Consider the following 21605-nt stretch of genomic DNA (forward strand, 5'->3'; position numbering starts at 1 on the left):
ATCAGCGTGTTCGACCTGTTCAAGATCGGTATCGGCCCCTCCAGCTCGCACACCGTGGGCCCCATGCGCGCGGCGGCGCTGTTCGCCACGGCGCTGCGCGAGCGCGGCCTGCTGGCGCAGGTGCGCCGCGTCGAGGTGCGCCTGTACGGCTCGCTGTCGGCCACCGGCGTCGGCCACGGCACCGACCGCGCCACGCTGATGGGGCTGATGGGCGAATGGCCGGACCGTATCGATCCGACGCAGATCGGCCCGCGCATCGAGGCGCTGCAGGCCGCCGGCGAGCTGCTGCTGGACGGCCGCCAGCCGGTGCCGTTCGACTGGAGCCGCGACCTGCTGCTGCTGGAAGAAAACCTGCCCTACCACCCCAACGCCATGACCCTGATCGTCGAAGGCGAGGGCGGTGAACTGCACCGCGACACCTACTACTCGATCGGCGGCGGCTTCGTGGTCGACGAGGCCCAGGCCAAGGCCGGCCAGCTGGATCAGGACGCCACCGCACTGCCCTATGACTTCTCCAGCGCCGAGGAGCTGCTGCAGCTCTGCCAGCGCCACAACCTGCGCATCGCCGAACTGATGCTGGCCAACGAGAAGGCCTGGCGCAGCGAGGCGGAGATCCGTGCCGGGCTGCTCAAGCTGTGGGACGCCATGCAGGAGTGCGTGAGCAACGGCCTCGGCCACGAAGGCATCCTCCCCGGCGGGCTGAATGTGCGCCGCCGCGCGGCCAAGCTGCACCGCAGCCTGCAGGAGCTGGGCAAGCCCAACGTGATCGGCTCGACCATGAGTGCCATGGAGTGGGTCAACCTCTACGCCCTGGCGGTGAACGAAGAAAACGCCGCCGGCGGGCGCATGGTCACCGCGCCGACCAATGGCGCGGCGGGGATCATCCCGGCGGTGCTGCACTACTACATGCGCTTCAACCCCGAGGCGTCGGAGGACGACGTGGTGAACTTCTTCCTCGGCGCGGCGGCGGTGGGCATTTTGTGCAAGAAGAACGCCTCGATCTCCGGCGCCGAAGTCGGTTGCCAGGGCGAGGTGGGCTCGGCCTGCGCGATGGCCGCGGCGGGGCTGGCGGAAGTGCTGGGGGCGACCCCGGCGCAGCTGGAGAACGCGGCGGAGATCGGCCTGGAGCACAACCTGGGGCTGACCTGCGATCCGGTGGGCGGGCTGGTGCAGGTGCCGTGTATCGAGCGCAACGCGATCGCCGCGGTGAAGGCGATCAACGCGGCGCAGATGGCGCTGCGCGGCGACGGCGAGCACTTCATCTCGCTGGACCAGGTGATCCGCACCATGCGCGACACCGGTGCCGACATGCACGACAAGTACAAGGAAACCTCGCGCGGCGGCCTGGCCGTCAGCGCAATCGAATGCTGACACACGATCGGTCAGGTCGCCCGCCGCTGCCATTTTTTGGTGCGTGATGCGGTGGGCGGAGATGGTGACCATATGGTCATTGATCGAACCTTTAGTCTGTTACTGAAGGTATTCCCCTACAGCACGCGGTGACATTTTCTGCCACCGCCAGTGCTACCTAAGTCCCCAGGGCCCAATTGACGCGGGACCTGGCGGTCGTAAACAGAATGATTCTGTCGTTCTCGCCTAGGCCCTGTGGCACGGGCCTTGGATGAATTCGCTGGTTTTTAATTGAACGATCAATCAATTTAGGCACGACCTTTGCGTAGGAAAAGGACTTCCTGGTTTCGCAGTACCAGGCCATAACAAAAAAGCCTCCAAACGAGGCTCCGCCCGTGCCTAGCCTGAGGGTTTCACTGATGTCACAGTTCAACCAAGGGGCCCAACCCCAGAACCGTGTTCCCCAGTCCATCGGTTTCCTGCTGCTGGACAACTTCACCCTGATTTCCCTGGCCTCTGCGGTGGAACCGCTGCGCATGGCCAACCATCTTTCCGGCCGCGAGCTCTACCGCTGGCACACCCTCAGCCAGGACGGTCGCCCTGTCAGCGCCAGCGACGGCCTGCAGATCACCCCTGACAGCGGTCTGGACAATGGCCCGGCGCTGGATGCCGTGATCGTCTGCGGCGGCGTCGATATCCAGCACAGCGTCAGCCGCGAGCACGTGCAGTGGCTGCAGTCCCAGTCCCGCCAGGGCCGCCAATTGGGCGCCGTGTGCACGGGCAGCTGGGCGCTGGCCAAGGCCGGCCTGCTCGACGGCTTCGAATGCAGCGTGCACTGGGAGTGCCTCGCGGCCATGCAGGAAGCCTTCCCCCGCGCTGGCGTCAGCACCCGCCTGTTCTCCATCGACCGCAACCGCTACACCTCGTCCGGCGGCACCGCGCCGATGGACATGATGCTGCACCTGATTGCCCGCGAGCACGGCCGCGAACTGGCGGCGGCGATTTCCGAGATGTTCATCTACGAGCGCATCCGCAACGAGCAGGACCACCAGCGCGTGCCGCTCAAGCACATGCTCGGCACCAACCAGCCGAAGCTCCAGGAAATCGTCGCGCTGATGGAGGCCAACCTGGAGGAGCCCATCGACCTCGACGAGCTGGCCTGCTACGTCGACGTCTCGCGTCGGCAGCTCGAGCGCCTGTTCCAGAAGTACCTGCACTGCTCGCCGTCGCGCTACTACCTCAAGCTGCGCCTGATCCGCGCGCGCCAGCTGCTGAAGCAGACCGCCATGTCCATCATCGAGGTGGCGTCGGTGTGTGGCTTCGTTTCCACCCCGCACTTTTCCAAGTGTTACCGCGAGTATTTCGGCATTCCGCCGCGTGACGAGCGCGCCGGCCAGAACGCGAACCTGGTGGCGTTGATGCCGGTTCCGGAAGAGTTGGTGCGTGCAGCGCCGTCCACCGCCGGTGTGGCCCTGAGCCGCGCCCAGGGCGAGTCGACCTTCGCGAGTGTGAGGGTGGTGTAAGGGGCGCCTGTGGGAGCGATTTCAATCGTGAATGAATTCGCTCCCACAAGGGTAGGCTTCGTGGCCCGGATGAAATCCGGGGAATGCCTACGCCCCGTCCCGGATTGCATCCGGGCTACAGGCCGTGAATTCCTTTCGTGAGTTACAACTGCAACGAAAAAGGGCGCCAATGGCGCCCTTTTTCATTTACGGGTGTTCCCTCTCAGCGCGGCACCAGTGCCGGCAGCAGGGTCCGCGAAATCGCTTCGCGCACGTTCGGCAGCAGGGTGGCGCTGCCGCCCAGCAGCTCCTCCACCAGGCGCCGCAGGGCCAGCGCGCGCTCCGGGCTGAGGCCGCTCACGGCCTGTTCGCAGGCCTGTTCGGCAGTGACCCCCGGTGGGACGCTGAAACCCAGCGCCACCAGACGCTCGCGAAAATCTTCCTGGTCGATCAGATCGGCATGCATCATCGCCCTATTCCTCCCAAATGGTGCCGCACGGTCAGCGCAGCACACCCTCTTCCAGCAACAGTTTGAAGATAGCTTCGGCGCCCGCTTGCGGCGAGACGTCCTTGAGTACCTGGCCGCCACCGCCGGATGCCTTGGCGGTCGCCGCCTTCATCCGTTCGGCGCCAGTCTTGGCCTTGATCACCTTGAGGCGCTTGGGCCGTGGGCGAGCCGGTTGCAGCTGGGCCTCGGCGAACAATACATCCTCCACCAGCTCGACGTCTTCGGCCTCGATGCGGCCGCGACGGGCCGGGCCGAAGGCGCTCTGACGCGCTGTCGGGGCGGCGTTGTCGACACTGGCGAGGAAGGGCAGGCGCACCTTCAGCCGGCGCCGCTGGCCGCGGGGCAGGGCCTGCAGCACCTGGGCCACACCGTTCTCCACCTTTTCCACTTCGGCCAGACCCACCACCAGGGGCCAGCCCAGGCGTTCGGCCAGCAGATAGGGCAGCAGCCCCGAGCCTTCGCCGGTTTCCGCCTGGCTGCCGGTGAGTACAAGCTGGGCGCCGCTTTCGCGGAGGAAGTCGCTCAGCGGTGGCAGTGCGTCATCCTGCTGGCCCTGTTCGAGGACGATGAGTTCATCCAGGCCCATGCCCAGGTAAGAACGCAGGGCCTCTTCATGGGGGTTGCCCGCATGCACCACGCGCAGGCGCGGGCCTGCCAGGCGCAGGCCCAGTTCGACGGCGCGGGCGTCCTGGTCGGCACGGCGTGCACGGCCCGAGGTGGGGTGTGCGCCGATGGAGACCAGGCTGACGATCTTCAGTGCGTCATGCGGCATCGCGCGCACCTCCCTGACGGTATTCGGTTGCCAGTTGGATCAGTGCGGCGAGAACCGCGGCGGAGTCGCCGATCACCGAGAGATCGGCGCGTTTGATCATGTCGCAGCCCGGGTCCATGTTCACCGCCACCACCTTGTCGCAGGCGCCTATGCCTTGCAGGTGCTGGATGGCGCCGGAGATGCCCACCGCCAGGTAGACCCGTGCGGTGACCCAGGTACCGGTGGCGCCCACCTGGCGGTTGCGCGGCATGAAGCCGTCGTCCACCGCCACGCGGGAGGCGCCTTCGGTGGCGCCGAGGGCGGCGGCGGCCTGGTGGAACTGGTCCCAGTCCTTGACCCCGTTGCCGCCGGAAAGGATGAACTCCGCCTCGGCCATGGGAATCTGCGCCGGGTCCACGGCCACCGGGCCGAGGTCTTCGATGCGCGGCAGGCTGTGGGCGATATTCGCGCTCAGTTCCAGCGGGCGGGCCTCATGGCGCGTCTCGCTGACCGGCTCGGCGCATTCTGCGGCGGCCAGGATCAGGCGTGGCACGGCGCGCACCAGGTCCTCGCGGCCAGCGCCGGCACGTCCGCTGCATTGCTCGTTGGCCACTTGCCAGACGCGCGTGGCCGGTCGCTCGCCCAGCTTGGCGGCCAGGCGGCGGCCCAGTTCTCCGCCACCTGTGCGGCTGTCGGGCAGCAGCCAGTGGCGCGGAGCCAGCTGGCTTTCCACGGCGCTCAGGGCCAGGACGCGGGCCTCCGGTGCGTAGCCGTCGAAGGCGTCGCCCTGGATGCGCAGGATGCGGTCCACGCCTGCGGTTTCGAAGGCGGCTTCCTTGTCCTCGCCGAACAGCACCGCAACCACGGCGCCTTCGCTGCCGGCCAGTTTGTTGGCCAGGCCGAGCAGGTCCTTGTCGTGGCTGGAGAGGCGGCCACCGACCATGTCCGGCACTACGCAGATGTGGAAGGCCGGTTGCTCGACCACATGCAGCGGCAGCTGCACCACCTCACTGGCGGCGCTGCGCTTGCCAGCAGTGCCCTGCTGGGCGCCACTGCGGTCGATTCGCTTGAGGCCGTTGGGGCCGATGAAGCCGGCGGCGATCGCATGGGGATTCTTGCGGATGATGCCGTTGGGGCCCATCCAGCTCGTCTGCCCCTGCTGCTGCATGGCGGCATGCAGCGGGTGCAGGCGGTTGCGGGCGATCCACTCGGCGCGCGGGTCGCGGCGGATGATGTCGCTCATGGGGCGGACTCCTGCTCAGGTACAGACAGTCCCCTCTCCCCCCAGGGGGAGAGGGTTAGGGTGAGGGGGTAATGGGTGGGCACGGAGCGGCTGACGGCCCTCTCCCCCGGCCCCCGTTTCACGCCCCGGCCTGATCGCTTCGCGACCAGGCGCTCATCGGCACTGGAAGCATGCTTCCAAAGCGTGCCGTTTCGCCCCGCAAGCGGGAGAGGGGAGGTCAGCAAGCGGGGCGTCTTCATCACGCCACCTCCACGGCAGCTTTAGCCGCCGACGGCTTTTTTACTTCCACCTGCGACTCGATCAGCACATCGGCCACCAATTCAGCGATGTCCTTGATCTCCGGGCGCGGCGCCACCACGCCTTCGAGCATGGCGGTGCACTGCGGGCAGCCCACGGCCACCAGTTCGGCGCCGGTTTCCTTGATATCCACCATGCGCATGTCGGGAATCCGCTGCTTGCCGGGGATGTCGGTGATCGGCGCGCCGCCGCCACCGCCGCAGCAGCGCGAGCGGAAGCCGGAGCGCTCCATTTCCTTCACCTCGATGCCGATGGCCTTGAGCACGTTGCGCGGTGCCTCGTACTCGCCGTTGTAGCGGCCCAGGTAGCAGGGATCGTGGTAGGTCACGCTGCCGCCCTTGTGCTGGCCCAGGTTGAGGCTGCCGCGCTGCATCAGCTCATCGATGAAGGTGCTGTGGTGCAGGACGTCGTAGTTGCCACCGAGGGCGCCGTATTCGTTCTTCAGCACATGGAAGCTATGCGGGTCGCAGGAAACGATCTTCTTGAAGCGGTACTGGTTCAGCGTGGCGATATTGCGCTTGGCCAGCTGCTGGAAGGTGGCCTCGTCACCCAGGCGACGGGCGACGTCGCCGCTGTCGCGTTCTTCCAGGCCGAGCACGGCGAAGTCGACGTTGGCGGCTTTCAGGACTTTCACGAAGGCGCGCAGGGTGCGCTGGTTGCGCATGTCGAAGGCGCCGTCGCCGACCCAGAACAGCACGTCCGTGGATTTCTTCTCGCTCATCAGCGGCAAGTTCAGGTCCGCGGCCCAGTTCAGGCGACCGCCGGGGGCGAAGCCGCCGGGGTTGTCGGTGGCGATGAGGTTTTCCAGCACCTCGGCACCCTTGTTCGGGGTGGCGCCCTTTTCCAGGGTGAGGTGGCGGCGCATGTCGACGATGGCGTCGACGTGCTCGATCATCATCGGGCACTCCTCGACGCAGGCCCGGCAGGTGGTGCAGGACCAGAGGGTATCCGCTTCCACCAGGCCCTTGCCGCCCTGGACCACAATCGGCTGGTGCGGGCCGCCGCCGTGTTCGCCCAGCGGGATGCCCGGGTAGGGGCTGCCGGCGAACTTGGCGTCATCGCCACCGGCCAGGCCGATGACCATGTCCTGGATCAGCTTCTTCGGGTTCAGCGGCTGGCCGGCGGCGAAGGCCGGGCACACCGCCTCGCACTTGCCGCACTGCACGCAGGCGTCGAAGCCGAGCAATTGATTCCAGGTGAAATCGGTGGGTTTCTCGACGCCCAGCGGAGCTTGCGGGTCGGTCAGGTCCAGCGCCTTGAGGCCGGTGGAGCGACCGCCACCGAAACGCTCGGCGCGGCGGTGCCAGGCCAGGTGCAGGGCACCGGCGAAGGCGTGTTTCATCGGGCCGCCCCAGGTCATGCCGAGGAACAGCTCGGACACGCCCCAGGCCACGCCGATGGCCAGCAGGCCGGCGAGGAACCAGCCGCCGAAGCCTTCCGGCAGGATGCCGGCCACGGGCAGAGTGGCGATGAAGAAACTCACCGAGAACATCAGCAGGCTCTTCGGCAGGCGATTCCAGGGCCCTTTCGACAGCCGTGCCGGCGGGTTGCGGCGGCGCTTGGCGACGAACAGGGCGCCGACGAACATCAGCACCGTTGCCGCCAGCAGGGCGAAGCCGAGGATCCGGCTGTGCAGGCCGAAGCCGTGCACGACTATGGCCAGCACGGCCGACAGCACGAAACCGCCGGCGGTGGCGACGTGGGTCTTGGACATGTACTTGTCGCGCTCGACCACGTGGTGGAGGTCCACCAGGTAACGGCGCGGCATGGCCATGAGGCCGCCAATCCAGTCGACCTTGGACGGTCGGCCCCGGCGCCACATGAAGAAGCGCTTCGCGGCGCCCAGCACGGCAAGGCCGAGGGCGGCGAAGAGCAGGATGGGAAGAATGGTGTTCAACATTCGAATTGGTCTCCTTGCAGGGACCGAAAGGGGTGCTCCGAACCAGTCCCCTCGCCCCTTTGGGGGAGAGGGTTAGGGAGAGGGGGTCGGGAGCCCTGGAGCTGCCGGTTTACCCTCTCCCCCCGCCCTCTCCCGCAAGCGGGAGAGGGGGCCTTCCGTGCGGGCTTGGGTTAGAAGTCCTTGCACAGACGCAGGGCGTCGTAGATCGCCGCGTGGGTGTTGCGCTGGGCCACGCAGTCGCCGATGCGGAACAGCAGGTAGCCGTCGCCGGCCTGCGAGAGGCAGGGCTGCGGCTTGATCGCGAACAGCGCTTCGACGTCGATCTGGCCCTTGTTGCGCGAACCTTCCTTGAGCGCGTAGTACAGGGTTTCGTCCGGGCGCACGCCGTTCTCGATCACTACCTGGTCCACCACCCGCTCTTCCTTGGCGCCGGTGTATTCGTTCTCCAGCACCGCCACCACCTTGTCGCCCTCGCGATAGACCTTCTCCAGCATCAGGTCGCCGGTCATGATCACTTCTTTCGGGTAGATGCTGCGGTAGTAGGTGGGGAAGGTGGTGCCGCCCATGGCGATGCCCGGCTTGATGTCGTCGGTGACGATTTCCACCTGGGCGCCCTTGTCGGCCAGGAAGTCCGCCGCCGACATGCCGCCGAATTCGCAGATGGTGTCGTACACCAGCACGTTCTTGCCCGGCGCCACGGTGCCGTCGAGGATGTCCCAGCTACTCACCACCAGGCCTTCGGCCGCGCCCCAGTGCTCGTTCTGCTCCAGGTAGGGGTGGCCGCCGTTGGCCAGCACCACGATATCCGGGCGCAGGTCCAGGATGGTGTCCGGATCGGCCGCGGTACCCAGGCGCAGGTCCACGCCCAGGCGGGCGATTTCCAGCTGGTACCAGCGGGTGATGCCGGCGATCTGGTCGCGCTGCGGTGCCTTGGAGGCGATGGTGATCTGGCCGCCGAGCTGGTCCTTCTTCTCGAACAGAGTCACGTCGTGGCCACGTTCGGCTGCCACACGGGCTGCCTCCATGCCCGCCGGGCCGCCACCGACGACCACTACCTTGCGCTTCACGCCAGTGGTCTTCTCGATGATGTGCGGCACGCCCATGTATTCACGGGAGGTCGCGGCGTTCTGGATGCACAGCACGTCCAGGCCCTGGTACTGGCGGTCGATGCAGTAGTTGGCGCCCACGCACTGCTTGATCTGGTCGACCTGGCCCATCTTGATCTTGGCGATCAGGTGCGGGTCGGCGATGTGCGCGCGGGTCATGCCGACCATGTCCACGTAGCCGCCTTCGAGGATGCGGGTGGCCTGGTTCGGATCCTTGATGTTCTGCGCGTGCAGAACAGGCACGTTGACCACTTCCTTGATGCCGGCCGCCAGGTGCAGGAAGGGCTCCGGCGGGTAGCTCATGTTGGGGATCACGTTGGCCAGGGTGTTGTGGGTGTCGCAACCCGAACCCACGACGCCGAGGAAGTCGATCATGCCGGTATCGCTGTAGTACTTGGCGATCTGCTTCATGTCCTCATGGGACAAGCCGTCCGGGTGGAACTCGTCACCGCAGATGCGCATGCCAACGCAGAAGTCGTCGCCCACTTCGGCGCGCACGGCCTTGAGCACTTCCAGGCCGAACTTCATGCGGCCCTCGAAGCTGCCGCCCCATTCGTCGGTACGCTTGTTGACGCGTGGGCTCCAGAACTGGTCGATCATGTGCTGGTGCACGGCGGACAGCTCGACGCCGTCCAGGCCGCCTTCCTTCGCCCGGCGCGCGGCCTGGGCGTAGTTGCCGATCACACGCCAGATCTCTTCCACCTCGATGGTCTTGCAGGTGGCGCGGTGCACGGGCTCGCGGATGCCGGAGGGCGACATCAGGGTTGGCCAGTTGAAACCGTCCCAGCGCGAGCGGCGGCCCATGTGGGTAATCTGGATCATGATCTTGGCGCCATGCTTGTGCATGGCGTCGGCCAGATTCTGGAAGTGCGGGATGATGCGGTCGGTGGACAGGTTCACCGAGCTCCACCACTCCTGCGGGCTGTCGATGGCGACCACCGAGGAACCGCCGCAGATGGCCAGGCCGATGCCGCCCTTGGCCTTCTCTTCGTAGTACTTCACATAGCGCTCGGTGGTCATGCCGCCGTCGGTGGCATAGACCTCGGCGTGAGCGGTGGACAGCACACGGTTGCGGATGGTGAGTTTGCCGATCTGGATCGGCTGGAACATTGCTTCGAATGCCATTGCCCTAGCCTCGCCTTACAGAGGTTTGACGATGAACAGGCCGTCGTCGTGGCCTTCTTCTGAGCCGCCGTAGACCTGCTCGGCAACGGTGCGGATGCTGCTGCCGCGGGCCTGGAGGATCTGGTCCATGGCGCCGGCGAACCAGCCGGTGAACATGTAGTCGACCTTGCGGCCGACCTTGCCGTACACGTAGACGAAGGCGGAGTGTTTCAGGCGCACCTGGGCGGTGCCTTTGTCGAGGTCGATCTGCTCGATCTGGAACAGGCCCCAGCCACGTTGCGACAGGCGCTTCATGTAGTGCTCGAACACCGCGACTCCTTCCAGGCCGTGGCATTCCGCTTCCTTCTCGCACCAGTGCCAGGCGGACTTGTAGCCGGCCTTGTAGAGGATCTCGGCGTAGCGCTCCGGGCCCAGCTCGGCTTCGATGCCCATGTGGTTGTTGACGAAGAAATGACGGGGCACGTACAGCATCGGCAGGGCGTCGGTGGTCCAGACACCGGTTTCGCTGTCGACTTCGATGGGCAGTTCGGGGGCGTGTTTGGCCATGTTGTTTTAGCTCCGGAATTCGATTTGCAATTGGCGCCGGCCTGTCTCGTAGGTTGGTGCTGAGCTTGCGAAGCCCAACATCCGGTTCGCAGAACCGGCCAGCGGCTTTGTCGGTGAAATCGTGGGAGCGCTGCGCGCTCCTTGTTGGGCCTCGTTCCTCGGCGCCAACCTACGTGGCGCCGAGTGGCGGGATCACTCGCCCCAGACGTCCTTCAGCACGCGGACCCAGTTCTCGCCCATCACCTTGCGCACCACGCGCTCGGGCATGCCGCGCTTGAGCAGGGTCTCGGTGAGGTTGGGGAACTCGCCCACGGTGCGGATGCCCAGCGGGTTGACGATCTTGCCGAAGTTGGTCAGGCGGCGGGCGTAACCCTTGTCGTGGGTCAGCCACTCGAAGAATTCCTTGCCATGGCCCTGGGTGAAGTCGGTGCCGATGCCGATGGCGTCTTCGCCAACGATGTTCATCACGTATTCGATGGCCTCGGCGTAGTCGTCGATGGTCGAGTCGATGCCCTTGGCGAGGAAGGGGGCGAACATGGTGACGCCGACGAAACCGCCGTGGTCGGCGATGAACTTCAGCTCTTCATCGGACTTGTTGCGCGGGTGTTCTTTCAGGCCGGACGGCAGGCAGTGGGAGTAGCAGACCGGCTTCTTGGATTCGAGGATGACTTCCTCGGAAGTCTTGGAGCCCACGTGGGAGAGGTCGCACATGATGCCAACGCGGTTCATTTCGGCGACGATCTCGCGGCCGAAGCCGGAAAGCCCGCCATCGCGCTCATAGCAGCCGGTGCCCACCAGGTTCTGGGTGTTGTAGCACATCTGCACGATGCCCACGCCCAGCTGCTTGAACACTTCCACGTAGCCGATCTGGTCCTCGAACGCATGGGCGTTCTGGAAGCCATAGATGATGCCGGTCTTGCCCAGCTCCTTGGCCTTGCGGATGTCGGCGGTGGTGCGCACCGGGATCACCAGGTCGCTGTTCTCGCGGATCAGCTTGCTGCTGGCGGCGATGTTGTTCACCGTCGCCTGGAAACCTTCCCAGACGGAGACGGTGCAGTTGGCGGCGGTCAGGCCGCCGACGCGCATGTCTTCGAAGAGTTCACGGTTCCACTTGGCGATGATCAGACCGTCGATGACGATGCTGTCGGCGTGCAGTTCGGCTGGGCTCATCAGGCTGTCCCCTGTTATCCATGCGCCGAATCTTCTGCCGGCGCTTTGGGGGGAGCATATCCCCGGGGAATCTGGCGCTATCGCGCAAAAGCGACCGGGGTATTGCCGAAAGCGTCAAGGCGGTCGCGAATGGGCAAGCCGGGTTCGGAACTGCGGTTTCTTCAGGGGGCGCGAGACCTTGTAGGGGCGAATTCAATCGCCAAGCGGACCGCAGGACCGCCCTTCTGACGTGCACGGGGGGGCAACTGCGACGCCCTTGGCGAATGAATTCGCCCCTACAGGCAATCCGGCGTCAACCACAGGTCCGTCCTTCCCCAGCCTTGCCTCCATACCGCCTATAAAGAAGGAACCGGAGCTCGATTTCCCGCCCCGGCGCCCGAGGTCGGTTTCAGGATGCGAAGGGTCGCTGGGATGCAATCTCCGAATGGCTGGGATGGCAAGCTCCCCGAATGCCCCAACAAGTGCGCGAAGACGCCCGGCCGGGGCGCAAGGACGGCCGCCAGCGAGGCCACGCAACCGTGACGTGGCGGGCGAGCCGCAGCCGACGACCTCCGGACGACCGGCACCGGTCCATTGTCCGTGACCGCGAGGAACGCTGTATGCCCGATGAGACGCTTCACCTGCCTCTGATTCACAGCGTGCTGGAACGCGAGAAGGACACCCCCGGTGCCCTGCTGCCGATCCTCCACGCCATTCAGGAGGATGCCGGGTACATCCCCGACGTCGCCATCCCCGAGATCGCCCATGCCCTCAACCTCAGCCTGGCCGAGGTGCGCGGGGTGATCAGCTTCTACCACGACTTCCGCACCACGCCGCCGGCGCGCCATACCCTGCGCCTGTGCCGTGCCGAGTCCTGCCAGAGCATGGGCGCCGAGCACCTGGCTGCGCAGCTGCGTGAGCAGCTGGAACTGGACGACCACGGCACTAGCGCCGATGGGCAGATCAGCCTGCGGCCGGTCTATTGCCTGGGCGCCTGTGCCTGCTCGCCGGCCCTGGAGCTGGACGGCCGCCTGCACGCGCGACTGACCCCTGAGCGCCTGAGCGCGCTGGTGAAGGCCTGCCTGGAGGACGGTTCATGCTGAAGCTGTGCATTCCCTGTGATTCCGTCGCCCGCGCTGTCGGTGCCGACGATCTGGCCCTGGCGCTTGCCCGTGAGGCCGATCGACGGAGCCTGCCGCTGGAAATCAAACGCACCAGCTCCCGAGGTCTCTACTGGCTGGAACCGCTGGTGGAGCTGGACAGCGCCGAAGGCCGCCTTGGCTTCGGCCCGCTGGGCGTTGAAGACGTCCCTTCGCTGCTGGACGCCCTCACCGGCGATGCCAGCAACCACCCCCTGGCCCTGGGGCCTGTGGAGGAAATTCCCTACCTGAAGAGCCAGCAGCGCCTGCTCTTCGCCCGTGCCGGCATTACCCGGCCGCTGTCCCTGGATGACTACCGTGCCCAGGGTGGTTTCGAAGGACTGGAACGCGCCATTGCACTGAGCGGCGACGAGATCGTCACCGCCGTGCTGGATTCCGGCCTGCGTGGTCGTGGCGGTGCCGCCTTCCCGGCCGGCATCAAGTGGCGCACCGTGCGCGGGGCCGTCGCCGAACAGAAGTACGTGGTCTGCAATGCCGACGAAGGCGACTCCGGCACCTTCGCTGACCGCATGCTGATGGAGGGCGACCCCTTTTTGCTGATCGAGGGCATGGCCATCGCCGGCGTCGCCGTCGGCGCGAGCATGGGCTACATCTACGTGCGCTCCGAATACCCGCAGTCGGTGGAAACCCTGCGCGCCGCCCTGCAGATCGCTCGTGATGCCGGTTACCTCGGCACCAATGTCGGCGGCAGCGGTCGCGCATTCGACCTCGACGTACGGGTAGGCGCCGGCGCCTACATCTGCGGCGAGGAAACCGCGCTGCTGGATTCCCTCGAAGGCAAGCGCGGCGTGGTTCGCGCCAAACCGCCGCTGCCGGCGCTGCAAGGCCTGTTCGGGCTGCCGACGCTGGTGCACAACGTGCTCACCCTGGCCTCGGTGCCGGTCATCCTGGCCCGTGGCGCCCAGTTCTACCGTGATTTCGGCATGGGCCGCTCGCTGGGCACCATGCCCTTCCAGTTGGCCGGCAACATCCGCCACGGCGGACTGGTGGAGCGGGCCTTCGGCCTGACCCTGCGCGAGCTGGTGGAAGGCTATGGCGGCGGTACCGCCAGTGGCCGGCCGCTGAAGGCCGCGCAGGTGGGCGGGCCGCTCGGCGCCTGGGTGCCACCGGCGCAATTCGATACGCCGCTGGACTACGAGGCCTTCGCTGCCATGGGCGCGATGCTCGGTCACGGTGGCGTGGTGGTGGCTGACGATACCCTCGACATGGCCCACATGGCCCGCTTCGCCCTGCAATTCTGCGCCGAGGAATCCTGCGGCAAGTGCACTCCGTGCCGCATTGGCTCCACCCGTGGCGTGGAAGTGGTGGACCGCCTGCTGGCGGCGCCCGACGCCAAGTCGCGGGGCGAGCAGGTGATTCTGCTCAAGGACCTCTGTGACACCCTGACCTACGGCTCGCTCTGCGCCCTGGGCGGCATGACCGCCTACCCGGTGACCAGCGCCCTCAAGCATTTCCCCGCCGACTTTGGTCTGGAGACCTCGGAGACCGACCAATGATCAACATCTTCGACCCCGCCAGCGATATCGACCTCGGCACCCCGGCCCGCGAAAGCGAGGTGCAGGTCAGCTTGACCATCGACGGCCGCGAGATCAGCGTGCCGGCTGGCACGTCCGTGATGCGCGCCGCCGCGCTGCTCGGCACCACGATCCCCAAGCTCTGCGCCACCGACAGCCTGGAAGCCTTCGGCTCCTGCCGCATGTGCCTGGTGGAGATCGATGGCATGCGCGGCTACCCGGCTTCCTGCACCACGCCGGTGGCCGAGGGCATGACGGTCCACACCCAGACGCCCAAGCTCGCCACCCTGCGCCGCAACGTCATGGAGCTGTACATCTCCGACCACCCGCTGGACTGCCTGACCTGCTCGGCCAACGGCAATTGCGAGCTGCAGACCGTCGCCGGCCAGGTGGGCCTGCGCGAGGTGCGCTACGGCTACGAAGGCGCCAACCACCTGGATGAGCAGAAGGACGTTTCCAACCCTTATTTCGACTACGACCCGAGCAAATGCATCGTCTGCAACCGCTGCGTACGCGCTTGCGAGGAAACCCAGGGCACCTTCGCCCTGACCATCAGCGGGCGCGGCTTCGAGTCCCGCGTGGCAGCGACTGGCGGCGAGAACTTCCTCGACTCCGAATGCGTTTCCTGCGGCGCCTGCGTGCAGGCCTGCCCCACCGCCACCCTGATGGAAAAGAGTGTGGTGGAAATGGGCCAGCCGGAACGCAGCGTGATCACCACCTGCGCCTATTGCGGCGTGGGCTGCTCCTTCCGCGCGGAAATGAAGGGGGACCAGCTGGTGCGCATGGTCCCGGACAAGAACGGCCAGGCCAACCACGGCCATTCCTGTGTGAAGGGGCGCTTCGCCTTCGGCTACGCCACGCACCCGGACCGCATCACCAAGCCGATGATTCGCAAGCACATCAGCGATCCCTGGCAGGAAGTCAGCTGGGACGAGGCGGTGACCTACGCGGCCAGCGAATTCCGTCGCATCCAGCTCAAGTACGGGCGTGACTCCATCGGCGGCATTACCTCCAGCCGTTGCACCAACGAAGAAACCTACCTGGTGCAGAAGCTGGTGCGCGCCGGCTTTGGCAACAATAACGTCGACACCTGCGCGCGGGTCTGCCATTCGCCGACCGGTTACGGCCTCAAGCAAACCCTCGGTGAGTCCGCAGGCACCCAGAGCTTCGACTCAGTGATGCAGGCCGACGTGGTGCTGGTGATCGGCGCCAACCCCACCGACGCCCACCCGGTGTTCGGCTCCCAGCTCAAGCGTCGCCTGCGTCAGGGCGCGCGGCTGATCGTCATCGACCCGCGGCGCATTGACCTGGTGGATTCGCCCCACGCCCGCGCCGAGCTGCACCTGGCGCTGCGTCCGGGCACCAACGTGGCCATGCTCAATGCCCTGGCCCACGTCATCGTCACCGAAGGCCTGGTCAACCAGCCGTTCGTCGATGCCCGCTGCGAGGCGGCGGACTTCGCCCGCTGGCGCGACTTCGTCAGCCTGCCTGAAAACTCGCCCGAGGCCTTGGGGCCGATCTGTGGCGTGTCGCCCGACGACATCCGCGCCGCTGCGCGGCTCTACGCCACCGGCGGCAACGCGGCCATCTACTACGGCCTCGGGGTTACCGAGCACAGCCAGGGCAGCACCGCGGTGATGGGGATCGCCAACCTCGCCATGGTCACCGGCAACATCGGCCGCGAAGGCGTCGGGGTGAACCCGCTGCGCGGGCAGAACAACGTGCAGGGCTCTTGCGACATGGGCTCCTTCCCCCACGAGCTGCCCGGCTACCGCCATGTCTCCAATGACGCGGTGCGCCACCAGTTCGAGCAGGCCTGGGGCGTGACCCTGCAGCCCGACCCCGGCCTGCGCATTCCCAACATGTTCGAGGCGGCACTCGGTGGCACCTTCAAGGCGCTCTACTGCCAGGGCGAGGACATCGCCCAGAGCGACCCCAACACCCAGCACGTCACCGCGGCCCTGTCGGCCATGGAGTGCGTGGTGGTGCAGGACATCTTCCTCAACGAGACCGCCAAGTTCGCCCACGTCTTCCTGCCGGGCAGCTCCTTCCTGGAGAAGGACGGCACCTTCACCAACGCCGAGCGGCGCATTTCCCGCGTGCGCAAGGTGATGGATCCGCTGGGCGGCAAGGCCGACTGGGAGGCCACCCAGCTGCTGGCCAACGCCCTGGGCTACAAGATGGACTACAAGCATCCGTCCGAGATCATGGACGAGATCGCCCGTCTGACCCCGACCTTCACCCGCGTCAGCTATGCCGAACTGGACCGCCACGGCAGCCTGCAGTGGCCTTGCAACGACGCGTCGCCGGATGGCACCCCGACCATGCACATCGAGGAATTCGTGCGCGGAAAGGGGCGCTTCATGCTCACCGGCTACGTGCCCACCGAGGAAAAGGTCAACAACCGCTACCCGCTGCTGTTGACCACCGGCCGCATCCTCAGCCAGTACAACGTCGGAGCCCAGACCCGGCGCACCGACAACGTCGCCTGGCACGAGGAGGACCGCCTGGAAATCCACCCGACCGACGCCGAGAGCCGCGGCATCGTCGAAGGCGACTGGGTGGGCGTGGGCAGCCGCGCCGGTCAGACGGTGCTGCGTGCCAAGGTCAGCGAGCGGGTGGCGCCGGGCGTGGTGTACACCACGTTCCACTTCCCCGAATCGGGCGCCAACGTGATCACCACCGACAACTCCGACTGGGCCACCAACTGCCCGGAATACAAGGTCACTGCGGTGGAGGTCTCGCGGGTCTACCAGCCCTCCGAATGGCAGAAACGCTATCAACAGTTCAGTGACGAACAGCGGCGCTTGCTCAAGGAACGCCGCAAGACGGAAAAAGCCGAGGTACGTCGATGAGCACCGAAAACCTGATCAAGATGGCCAACCAGATCGCCCAGTTCTTCGCCACCGAACCGGACAAGGACCAGGCCGTGCGCGGCGTGCGCCAGCACCTGCAGAGCTTCTGGACCCCGGCCATGCGCATCGAGCTGATGGCCTGGCAGGTGGAACACCGCGGCGCCGCCCTGCACCCGCTGGTGCAGGCGGCGCTGACGGAGCAGGGGAGGGTGGTTTAGCTTTTTTTCCCGAGGCACATTCCTTGTAGGGGCGAATTCATTTGCTACGCAGGACGCAGTCCTGCCATCGGTCTTGCAGGGGGCAGCTGCGCTGCCCTTAGCGAATGAATTCGCCCCCACGACTCCCGTAGGTTGCCGCTGAGCGAAGCGAAGCCCAACGTTCCCGGGCACCCGGTGCAACCCCCATTGGGCTTCGCGGAACTCAGCCCAACCTACAGGATCACCCCATCCGCCGTGCCGGCTCCTGATCCGGATGCTCGTGCCTGTCCTGGCTCGGGCAGGTGGCGAAGCGCGCCCGGTAGGCGCGGGAGAAGTAGGAGGATGATTCGAACCCGCAGGCCAGGGCCACTTCCAGCACGCTCATATCGGTCTGGCGCAACAGCTGGCGGGCCTTGTCCAGGCGCAGGCCGAGGTAGAAGTTCGACGGTGTTTCCTTCAGGTGCAGGCGGAACAGCCGTTCCAGCTGGCGCGGGGTGACGCTGACCAGGTCGGCCAGCGCCTGTGAGTTCAGCGGCGTTTCGCTGTGCCGCTCCATTTCGCCTATCACCTGCACCAGCTTCTTGTTGTGCACATTGAAGCGGCTGGCTATCTGCATGCGCTGGTGATCCTGGCGGGTGCGGATGCGCCCCAGTACGAACTGCTCCGACACTTGCAGCGCCAGGGCTTCGCCGTGGACCTGGCCGATCAGGGTGAGCATCAGGTCGAGGCTGGCGGTGCCGCCGGCGCTGGTGATGCGCCGGCCGTCGATCTCGAAGAGTTCCTGGGTGACGCTGAGCCCCGGATAGCGTTCCTGGAAGGCTTCGATGGCTTCCCAGTGCAGGGTCAGGCGCTGGCGGGAAAAGAGTTCCGCCTCGGCCAGCACGAAACTGCCGGTGTCGATGCCACCCAGCAGCAGGCCTTCCCGTTCGGCGCGGTTGAGCCAGTGCGCCAGGCGTGGGCTGAACGTGGCCAGGGGATCGAAGCCGGCCACCACGAACAGGCAATCCCCCTCGGCCGGCGCATCCAGTCCGCCGTCCACGTTCAGTGACATGCTATTGCTACCCTGTACCGAGCCGCCATCCAGGCTCAGAAGCCGCCAGCGGTAGAGCTCGCCGCGGAACCGGTTGGCCACCCGCAGCGGTTCCACCGCCGACATCAGTCCGATCATGGAAAAGCCCGGCAGCAGGAGAAAGCTGAAGGTCTGGGACATGGCCGCGTTCCGCGAGAGGGATAAGGCACTAAAAGGCAGTGTGCCCGTAAGTGCAAGAAAGTGGTCGTTCCTGTTCAACAGGTGGTCGTTTTAGTTCGAATCGGCGGATTCTGCGCTGCGTAATTTGTGTCCATCGGGTTGTCGTTGCGCCCGAAAACGGAAGGGGCCGCCCCCGGCTCCTGAACAACAAATACAACCGTTTGGCCGCAAGGGGAGCATCAATGAAAGGTCTTACCGCATTCGCTGGTTGCTGTCTGTTCGCCCTGTCCAGTACCGCCGCACTCGCCGCCGACGACGCCAGTTGCCAGAAGATCCGCGTAGGCGTGGTCGGCTGGACCGACGTCGTCGCCACCACCGCCGTCGCCAACGAACTGCTTGGCAGCCTGGGCTACCAGACCACCCAGACCCAGGCATCGCAGCAGATCATTTTTGCCGGCATCCAGAAGAAACAGATCGACGTCTTCCTCGGTTACTGGAAGCCGATCATGGACGACAACATCAAACCCTTCCTCGAAGCAAAGTCGGTGAAAGTGGCCGCCGAACCGTCCCTGAACGACGCCATCGCCGTGCTCGCCGTACCCACCTACACCGCCGATCAGGGCCTGCGCACCTTCGCCGACATCGCCAAGTTCAAGGATCAGCTGGATGGCAAGATCTACGGCATCGAATCCGGCTCCGGCGCCAATACCGCGATCCAGAAGATGATCGACACCAACCAGTTCGGCCTGGGCGGCTTCAAGCTGATCGAGTCCAGCGAGGCGGCCATGCTTACCGCCGTCAAGCGTGCGGTGAAGAACAACAAGCCGGTGGTGTTCTTCGGCTGGAAGCCGCACCCGATGAACATCCAGATGCCCATCACCTACCTGACCGGCAGCGAGGATGTGTTCGGCCCCAATGACGGCGCCGCCACGGTGTCTACCGTCAGCGCGCCCGACTTCGCCCAGCGCTGCCCCAACGCCGACCGCCTGCTGACCAGCCTGCGCTTCACCAGCGACCAGGAGGCCCAGCTGATGCAGCCGATCATGGACCGCAAAGCCCCGGCCAAGGTCGCCCGCGAATGGCTTAAAGCCAACCCGGAAGTGGTCAAGGGCTGGCTTGCCGGGGTGACCACCTTCGACGGCAAGAACGGCGTCGAAAGCGCCTTCGCCTCCCTCAAGTAATCAACGCAACGCCATGTGCGCGGTCCGCCGCGCACGATTTCCGATCGCCTCGCAGAAGGATGAAACAACCGTGAACTACGAAGTCATCGTCACCTGTGCCGTTACCGGCGCCGGCGATACCGTCGGCAAGCATCCGGCCATTCCCGTTACCCCGAAGGAAATCGCCGACGCCGCCATCGAAGCGGCCAAGGCCGGCGCCACGGTCGCCCACTGCCATGTGCGTGACCCGAAGACCGGAAAGCCCAGCCGCGATGTGGCGCTGTACCGCGAGCTGGTGGAGCGCATCCGCGAGAGCGATACCGACATCATCATCAACCTCACCGCCGGCATGGGCGGTGACCTGGAGATCGGCAAGGGCGAGCAGCCCCTGGAGTTCGGCACCGGCACTGACCTGGTCGGCCCGCTGGAGCGCCTCGCCCACGTGGAAGAACTGCTGCCGGAAATCTGCACCCTGGATTGCGGCACCCTGAATTTCGGCGACGGCGACTTCATCTACGTCTCCACCCCGGCGCAATTGCGCGCTGGCGCCAAGCGCATTACTGAACTGGGCGTGAAGGCCGAGCTGGAAATCTTCGACACCGGCCACCTCTGGTTCGCCAAGCAGATGCTCAAGGAAGGCCTGCTGGAAGACCCGCTGTTCCAGATCTGCCTGGGCATCCCGTGGGGCGCCCCCGCCGACACCACCACCATGAAGGCCATGGCCGACAACCTGCCTGCGGGCTGCACCTGGGCCGGCTTCGGCATCGGCCGTTCGCAGATGCCCATGGTCGCCCAGGCCATGCTGCTGGGCGGCAACGTGCGGGTAGGCCTGGAAGACAACATCTGGCTGGACCGTGGCGTGCATGCCAGCAACGGCCAGTTGGTGGAACGTGCCATCGAGATCATCGAACGCCTCGGCGGCCGCGCCCTGACTCCGGCCGAAGGCCGCGAAAAGATGAAGCTCAAGCGCCGCTGATTTCTTCCCCTCTCCCGCAAGCGGGAGAGGGGGCTTGAATCCCCATTCGCCCATCAGGAGCCACCATGACTTTTGTCACCCAGATCAAAACCTTCGCCGCCCTCGGCAGCGGTGTCATCGGCAGCGGCTGGATCGCGCGTGCCCTGGCCCACGGTCTCGATGTGATCGCCTGGGACCCTGCTCCCGGCGCCGAAGCGGCCTTGCGAGCGCGCATCGCCAATGCCTGGCCGGCCCTGCAGAAGCAGGGGCTGGCGCCTGGCGCAGCGCAGGATCGCCTGCGCTTCGTCGACACCATCGAAGAATGCGTGCGCGATGCCGATTTCATCCAGGAAAGCGCTCCGGAACGTCTTGACCTCAAGCTCGACCTGCACGCGAAGATCAGCGCGGCGGCGCGTCCGAATGTGATCATCGGCTCCAGCACCTCGGGGCTTCTGCCCAGCGAGTTCTACGCCGACGCCACGCACCCTGAGCGCTGTGTGGTGGGGCACCCGTTCAATCCGGTGTATCTGCTGCCCCTGGTGGAAGTTGTGGGCGGGGAGAAGACCGCCCCAGAGGCCGTGCAGGCGGCCATCGACATCTACACCGCGCTTGGGATGCGTCCGCTGCATGTGCGTAAGGAAGTGCCAGGCTTCATCGCTGACCGTCTGCTGGAGGCCCTCTGGCGCGAGGCGCTGCATCTGGTGAACGACGGCGTGGCCAGCACGGGCGAGATCGATGACGCCATCCGCTTTGGCGCCGGTCTGCGATGGTCCTTCATGGGCACCTTCCTCACCTACACGCTGGCGGGTGGCAATGCCGGTATGCGCCACTTCATGGCCCAGTTCGGCCCGGCGCTGCAGCTGCCCTGGACCTACCTGCCGGCCCCGGAACTGACCGAGACGCTGATCGACCGGGTGGTGGAAGGGACGTCCGAGCAGCAAGGCTCACGCAGCATCGCCGAGCTGGAACGCTATCGCGATGACTGCCTGCTGTCGGTGCTCGGCGCCATCAAGGACACCAAGGCCAAACATGGCTTTGCTTTTGCTGAATGAGACGGTGGGCTGAAGCCCACTCCACGGAGCCGGGGCGGCACGCCCG

Annotated in this window: 17 protein-coding genes; 9 read left to right on the forward strand and 8 right to left on the reverse strand. The window is 66.0% G+C overall.

Features of this window, described 5'->3' with window-relative positions; genetic code table 11:
• Positions 1–1371, forward strand: a 1371-nt coding sequence (locus E8F12_RS02390) for an L-serine ammonia-lyase (protein ID WP_280323698.1), incomplete at its 5' end; no start/stop codon positions are given.
• A 398-nt stretch (positions 1372–1769) separates the two neighbouring features.
• The gene (locus tag E8F12_RS02395; protein ID WP_280323699.1) at positions 1770–2873 is read left to right on the forward strand and encodes a GlxA family transcriptional regulator; all 1104 of its coding nucleotides are present in this window, start codon (positions 1770–1772) and stop codon (positions 2871–2873) included.
• A gap of 202 nt (positions 2874–3075) precedes the next feature.
• Here the strand turns inward: E8F12_RS02395 and E8F12_RS02400 are convergent, their stop codons facing one another.
• The 7 genes from E8F12_RS02400 to E8F12_RS02430 form a co-directional block, all read right to left on the reverse strand.
• Positions 3076–3321 (reverse strand): hypothetical protein, encoded by a 246-nt coding sequence (locus E8F12_RS02400; protein ID WP_280289188.1) that lies wholly within the window; start codon positions 3319–3321, stop codon positions 3076–3078.
• Between the two features lie 31 nt (positions 3322–3352).
• Complete coding sequence (locus tag E8F12_RS02405; protein ID WP_280323700.1) at positions 3353–4132, reverse strand: electron transfer flavoprotein subunit beta; 780 nt, start codon at positions 4130–4132, stop codon at positions 3353–3355.
• Positions 4122–5354 (reverse strand): electron transfer flavoprotein subunit alpha/FixB family protein, encoded by a 1233-nt coding sequence (locus E8F12_RS02410; protein WP_280323701.1) that lies wholly within the window; start codon positions 5352–5354, stop codon positions 4122–4124. Before E8F12_RS02410 ends, E8F12_RS02405 begins: the two co-directional genes overlap by 11 nt.
• Before the next feature lie 238 nt (positions 5355–5592).
• The gene (dgcB, locus tag E8F12_RS02415) at positions 5593–7551 is read right to left on the reverse strand and encodes a dimethylglycine demethylation protein DgcB (protein ID WP_280323702.1); all 1959 of its coding nucleotides are present in this window, start codon (positions 7549–7551) and stop codon (positions 5593–5595) included.
• A 170-nt stretch (positions 7552–7721) separates the two neighbouring features.
• The gene (gene dgcA, locus E8F12_RS02420; protein WP_280323703.1) at positions 7722–9782 is read right to left on the reverse strand and encodes a dimethylglycine demethylation protein DgcA; all 2061 of its coding nucleotides are present in this window, start codon (positions 9780–9782) and stop codon (positions 7722–7724) included.
• A 15-nt stretch (positions 9783–9797) separates the two neighbouring features.
• Entirely contained in the window at positions 9798–10328 is a 531-nt protein-coding gene (locus E8F12_RS02425) for a DUF5943 domain-containing protein (RefSeq protein ID WP_280289183.1), read from the reverse strand.
• A gap of 192 nt (positions 10329–10520) precedes the next feature.
• A complete protein-coding gene (locus tag E8F12_RS02430; RefSeq protein WP_280323704.1) occupies positions 10521–11498 on the reverse strand; it encodes a dipeptidase in 978 nt (325 codons plus the stop codon).
• 599 nt (positions 11499–12097) lie between these two features.
• Here E8F12_RS02430 and E8F12_RS02435 point away from each other — a divergent pair.
• The 4 genes from E8F12_RS02435 to E8F12_RS02450 are packed head-to-tail and all read left to right on the forward strand — an operon-like array spanning position 12098 to position 17224.
• Positions 12098–12580, forward strand: a complete 483-nt coding sequence (locus E8F12_RS02435) for a formate dehydrogenase subunit gamma (RefSeq protein WP_280323705.1) — start codon at positions 12098–12100, stop codon at positions 12578–12580.
• The gene (locus E8F12_RS02440; protein ID WP_280323706.1) at positions 12574–14133 is read left to right on the forward strand and encodes an NADH-quinone oxidoreductase subunit NuoF; all 1560 of its coding nucleotides are present in this window, start codon (positions 12574–12576) and stop codon (positions 14131–14133) included. The genes E8F12_RS02435 and E8F12_RS02440 overlap by 7 nt, the downstream gene beginning before the upstream one ends.
• Positions 14130–17006, forward strand: a complete 2877-nt coding sequence (gene fdhF, locus E8F12_RS02445) for a formate dehydrogenase subunit alpha (RefSeq protein WP_280323707.1) — start codon at positions 14130–14132, stop codon at positions 17004–17006. Before E8F12_RS02440 ends, fdhF begins: the two co-directional genes overlap by 4 nt.
• A complete protein-coding gene (locus E8F12_RS02450; protein WP_280323708.1) occupies positions 17003–17224 on the forward strand; it encodes a formate dehydrogenase subunit delta in 222 nt (73 codons plus the stop codon). Before fdhF ends, E8F12_RS02450 begins: the two co-directional genes overlap by 4 nt.
• Positions 17225–17444: 220 nt before the next feature.
• On the opposite strand, the gene E8F12_RS02455 is transcribed toward E8F12_RS02450, so the two are convergent.
• Positions 17445–18413 (reverse strand): GlxA family transcriptional regulator, encoded by a 969-nt coding sequence (locus E8F12_RS02455; protein ID WP_280323709.1) that lies wholly within the window; start codon positions 18411–18413, stop codon positions 17445–17447.
• A 221-nt stretch (positions 18414–18634) separates the two neighbouring features.
• On the opposite strand from E8F12_RS02455, the gene choX reads away from it, so the two are divergent.
• The 3 genes from choX to E8F12_RS02470 all read left to right on the forward strand — a co-directional run bounded on the left by choX (position 18635) and on the right by E8F12_RS02470 (position 21559).
• Positions 18635–19573: a choline ABC transporter substrate-binding protein gene (gene choX / locus E8F12_RS02460; protein ID WP_280323710.1), complete on the forward strand. Its 939-nt coding sequence runs from the start codon at positions 18635–18637 to the stop codon at positions 19571–19573.
• A gap of 70 nt (positions 19574–19643) precedes the next feature.
• Positions 19644–20528 carry a 3-keto-5-aminohexanoate cleavage protein gene (locus tag E8F12_RS02465; protein ID WP_280323711.1) on the forward strand — a complete coding sequence of 295 codons (885 nt, stop codon included), beginning with the start codon at positions 19644–19646 and terminating at the stop codon, positions 20526–20528.
• A gap of 65 nt (positions 20529–20593) precedes the next feature.
• The gene (locus E8F12_RS02470) at positions 20594–21559 is read left to right on the forward strand and encodes an L-carnitine dehydrogenase (protein WP_280323712.1); all 966 of its coding nucleotides are present in this window, start codon (positions 20594–20596) and stop codon (positions 21557–21559) included.
• Positions 21560–21605: the final 46 nt, after the last annotated feature.

It is taken from the genome of Pseudomonas sp. BN102, from assembly GCF_029871245.1.
In the GTDB taxonomy this organism is placed as follows: domain Bacteria; phylum Pseudomonadota; class Gammaproteobacteria; order Pseudomonadales; family Pseudomonadaceae; genus Metapseudomonas.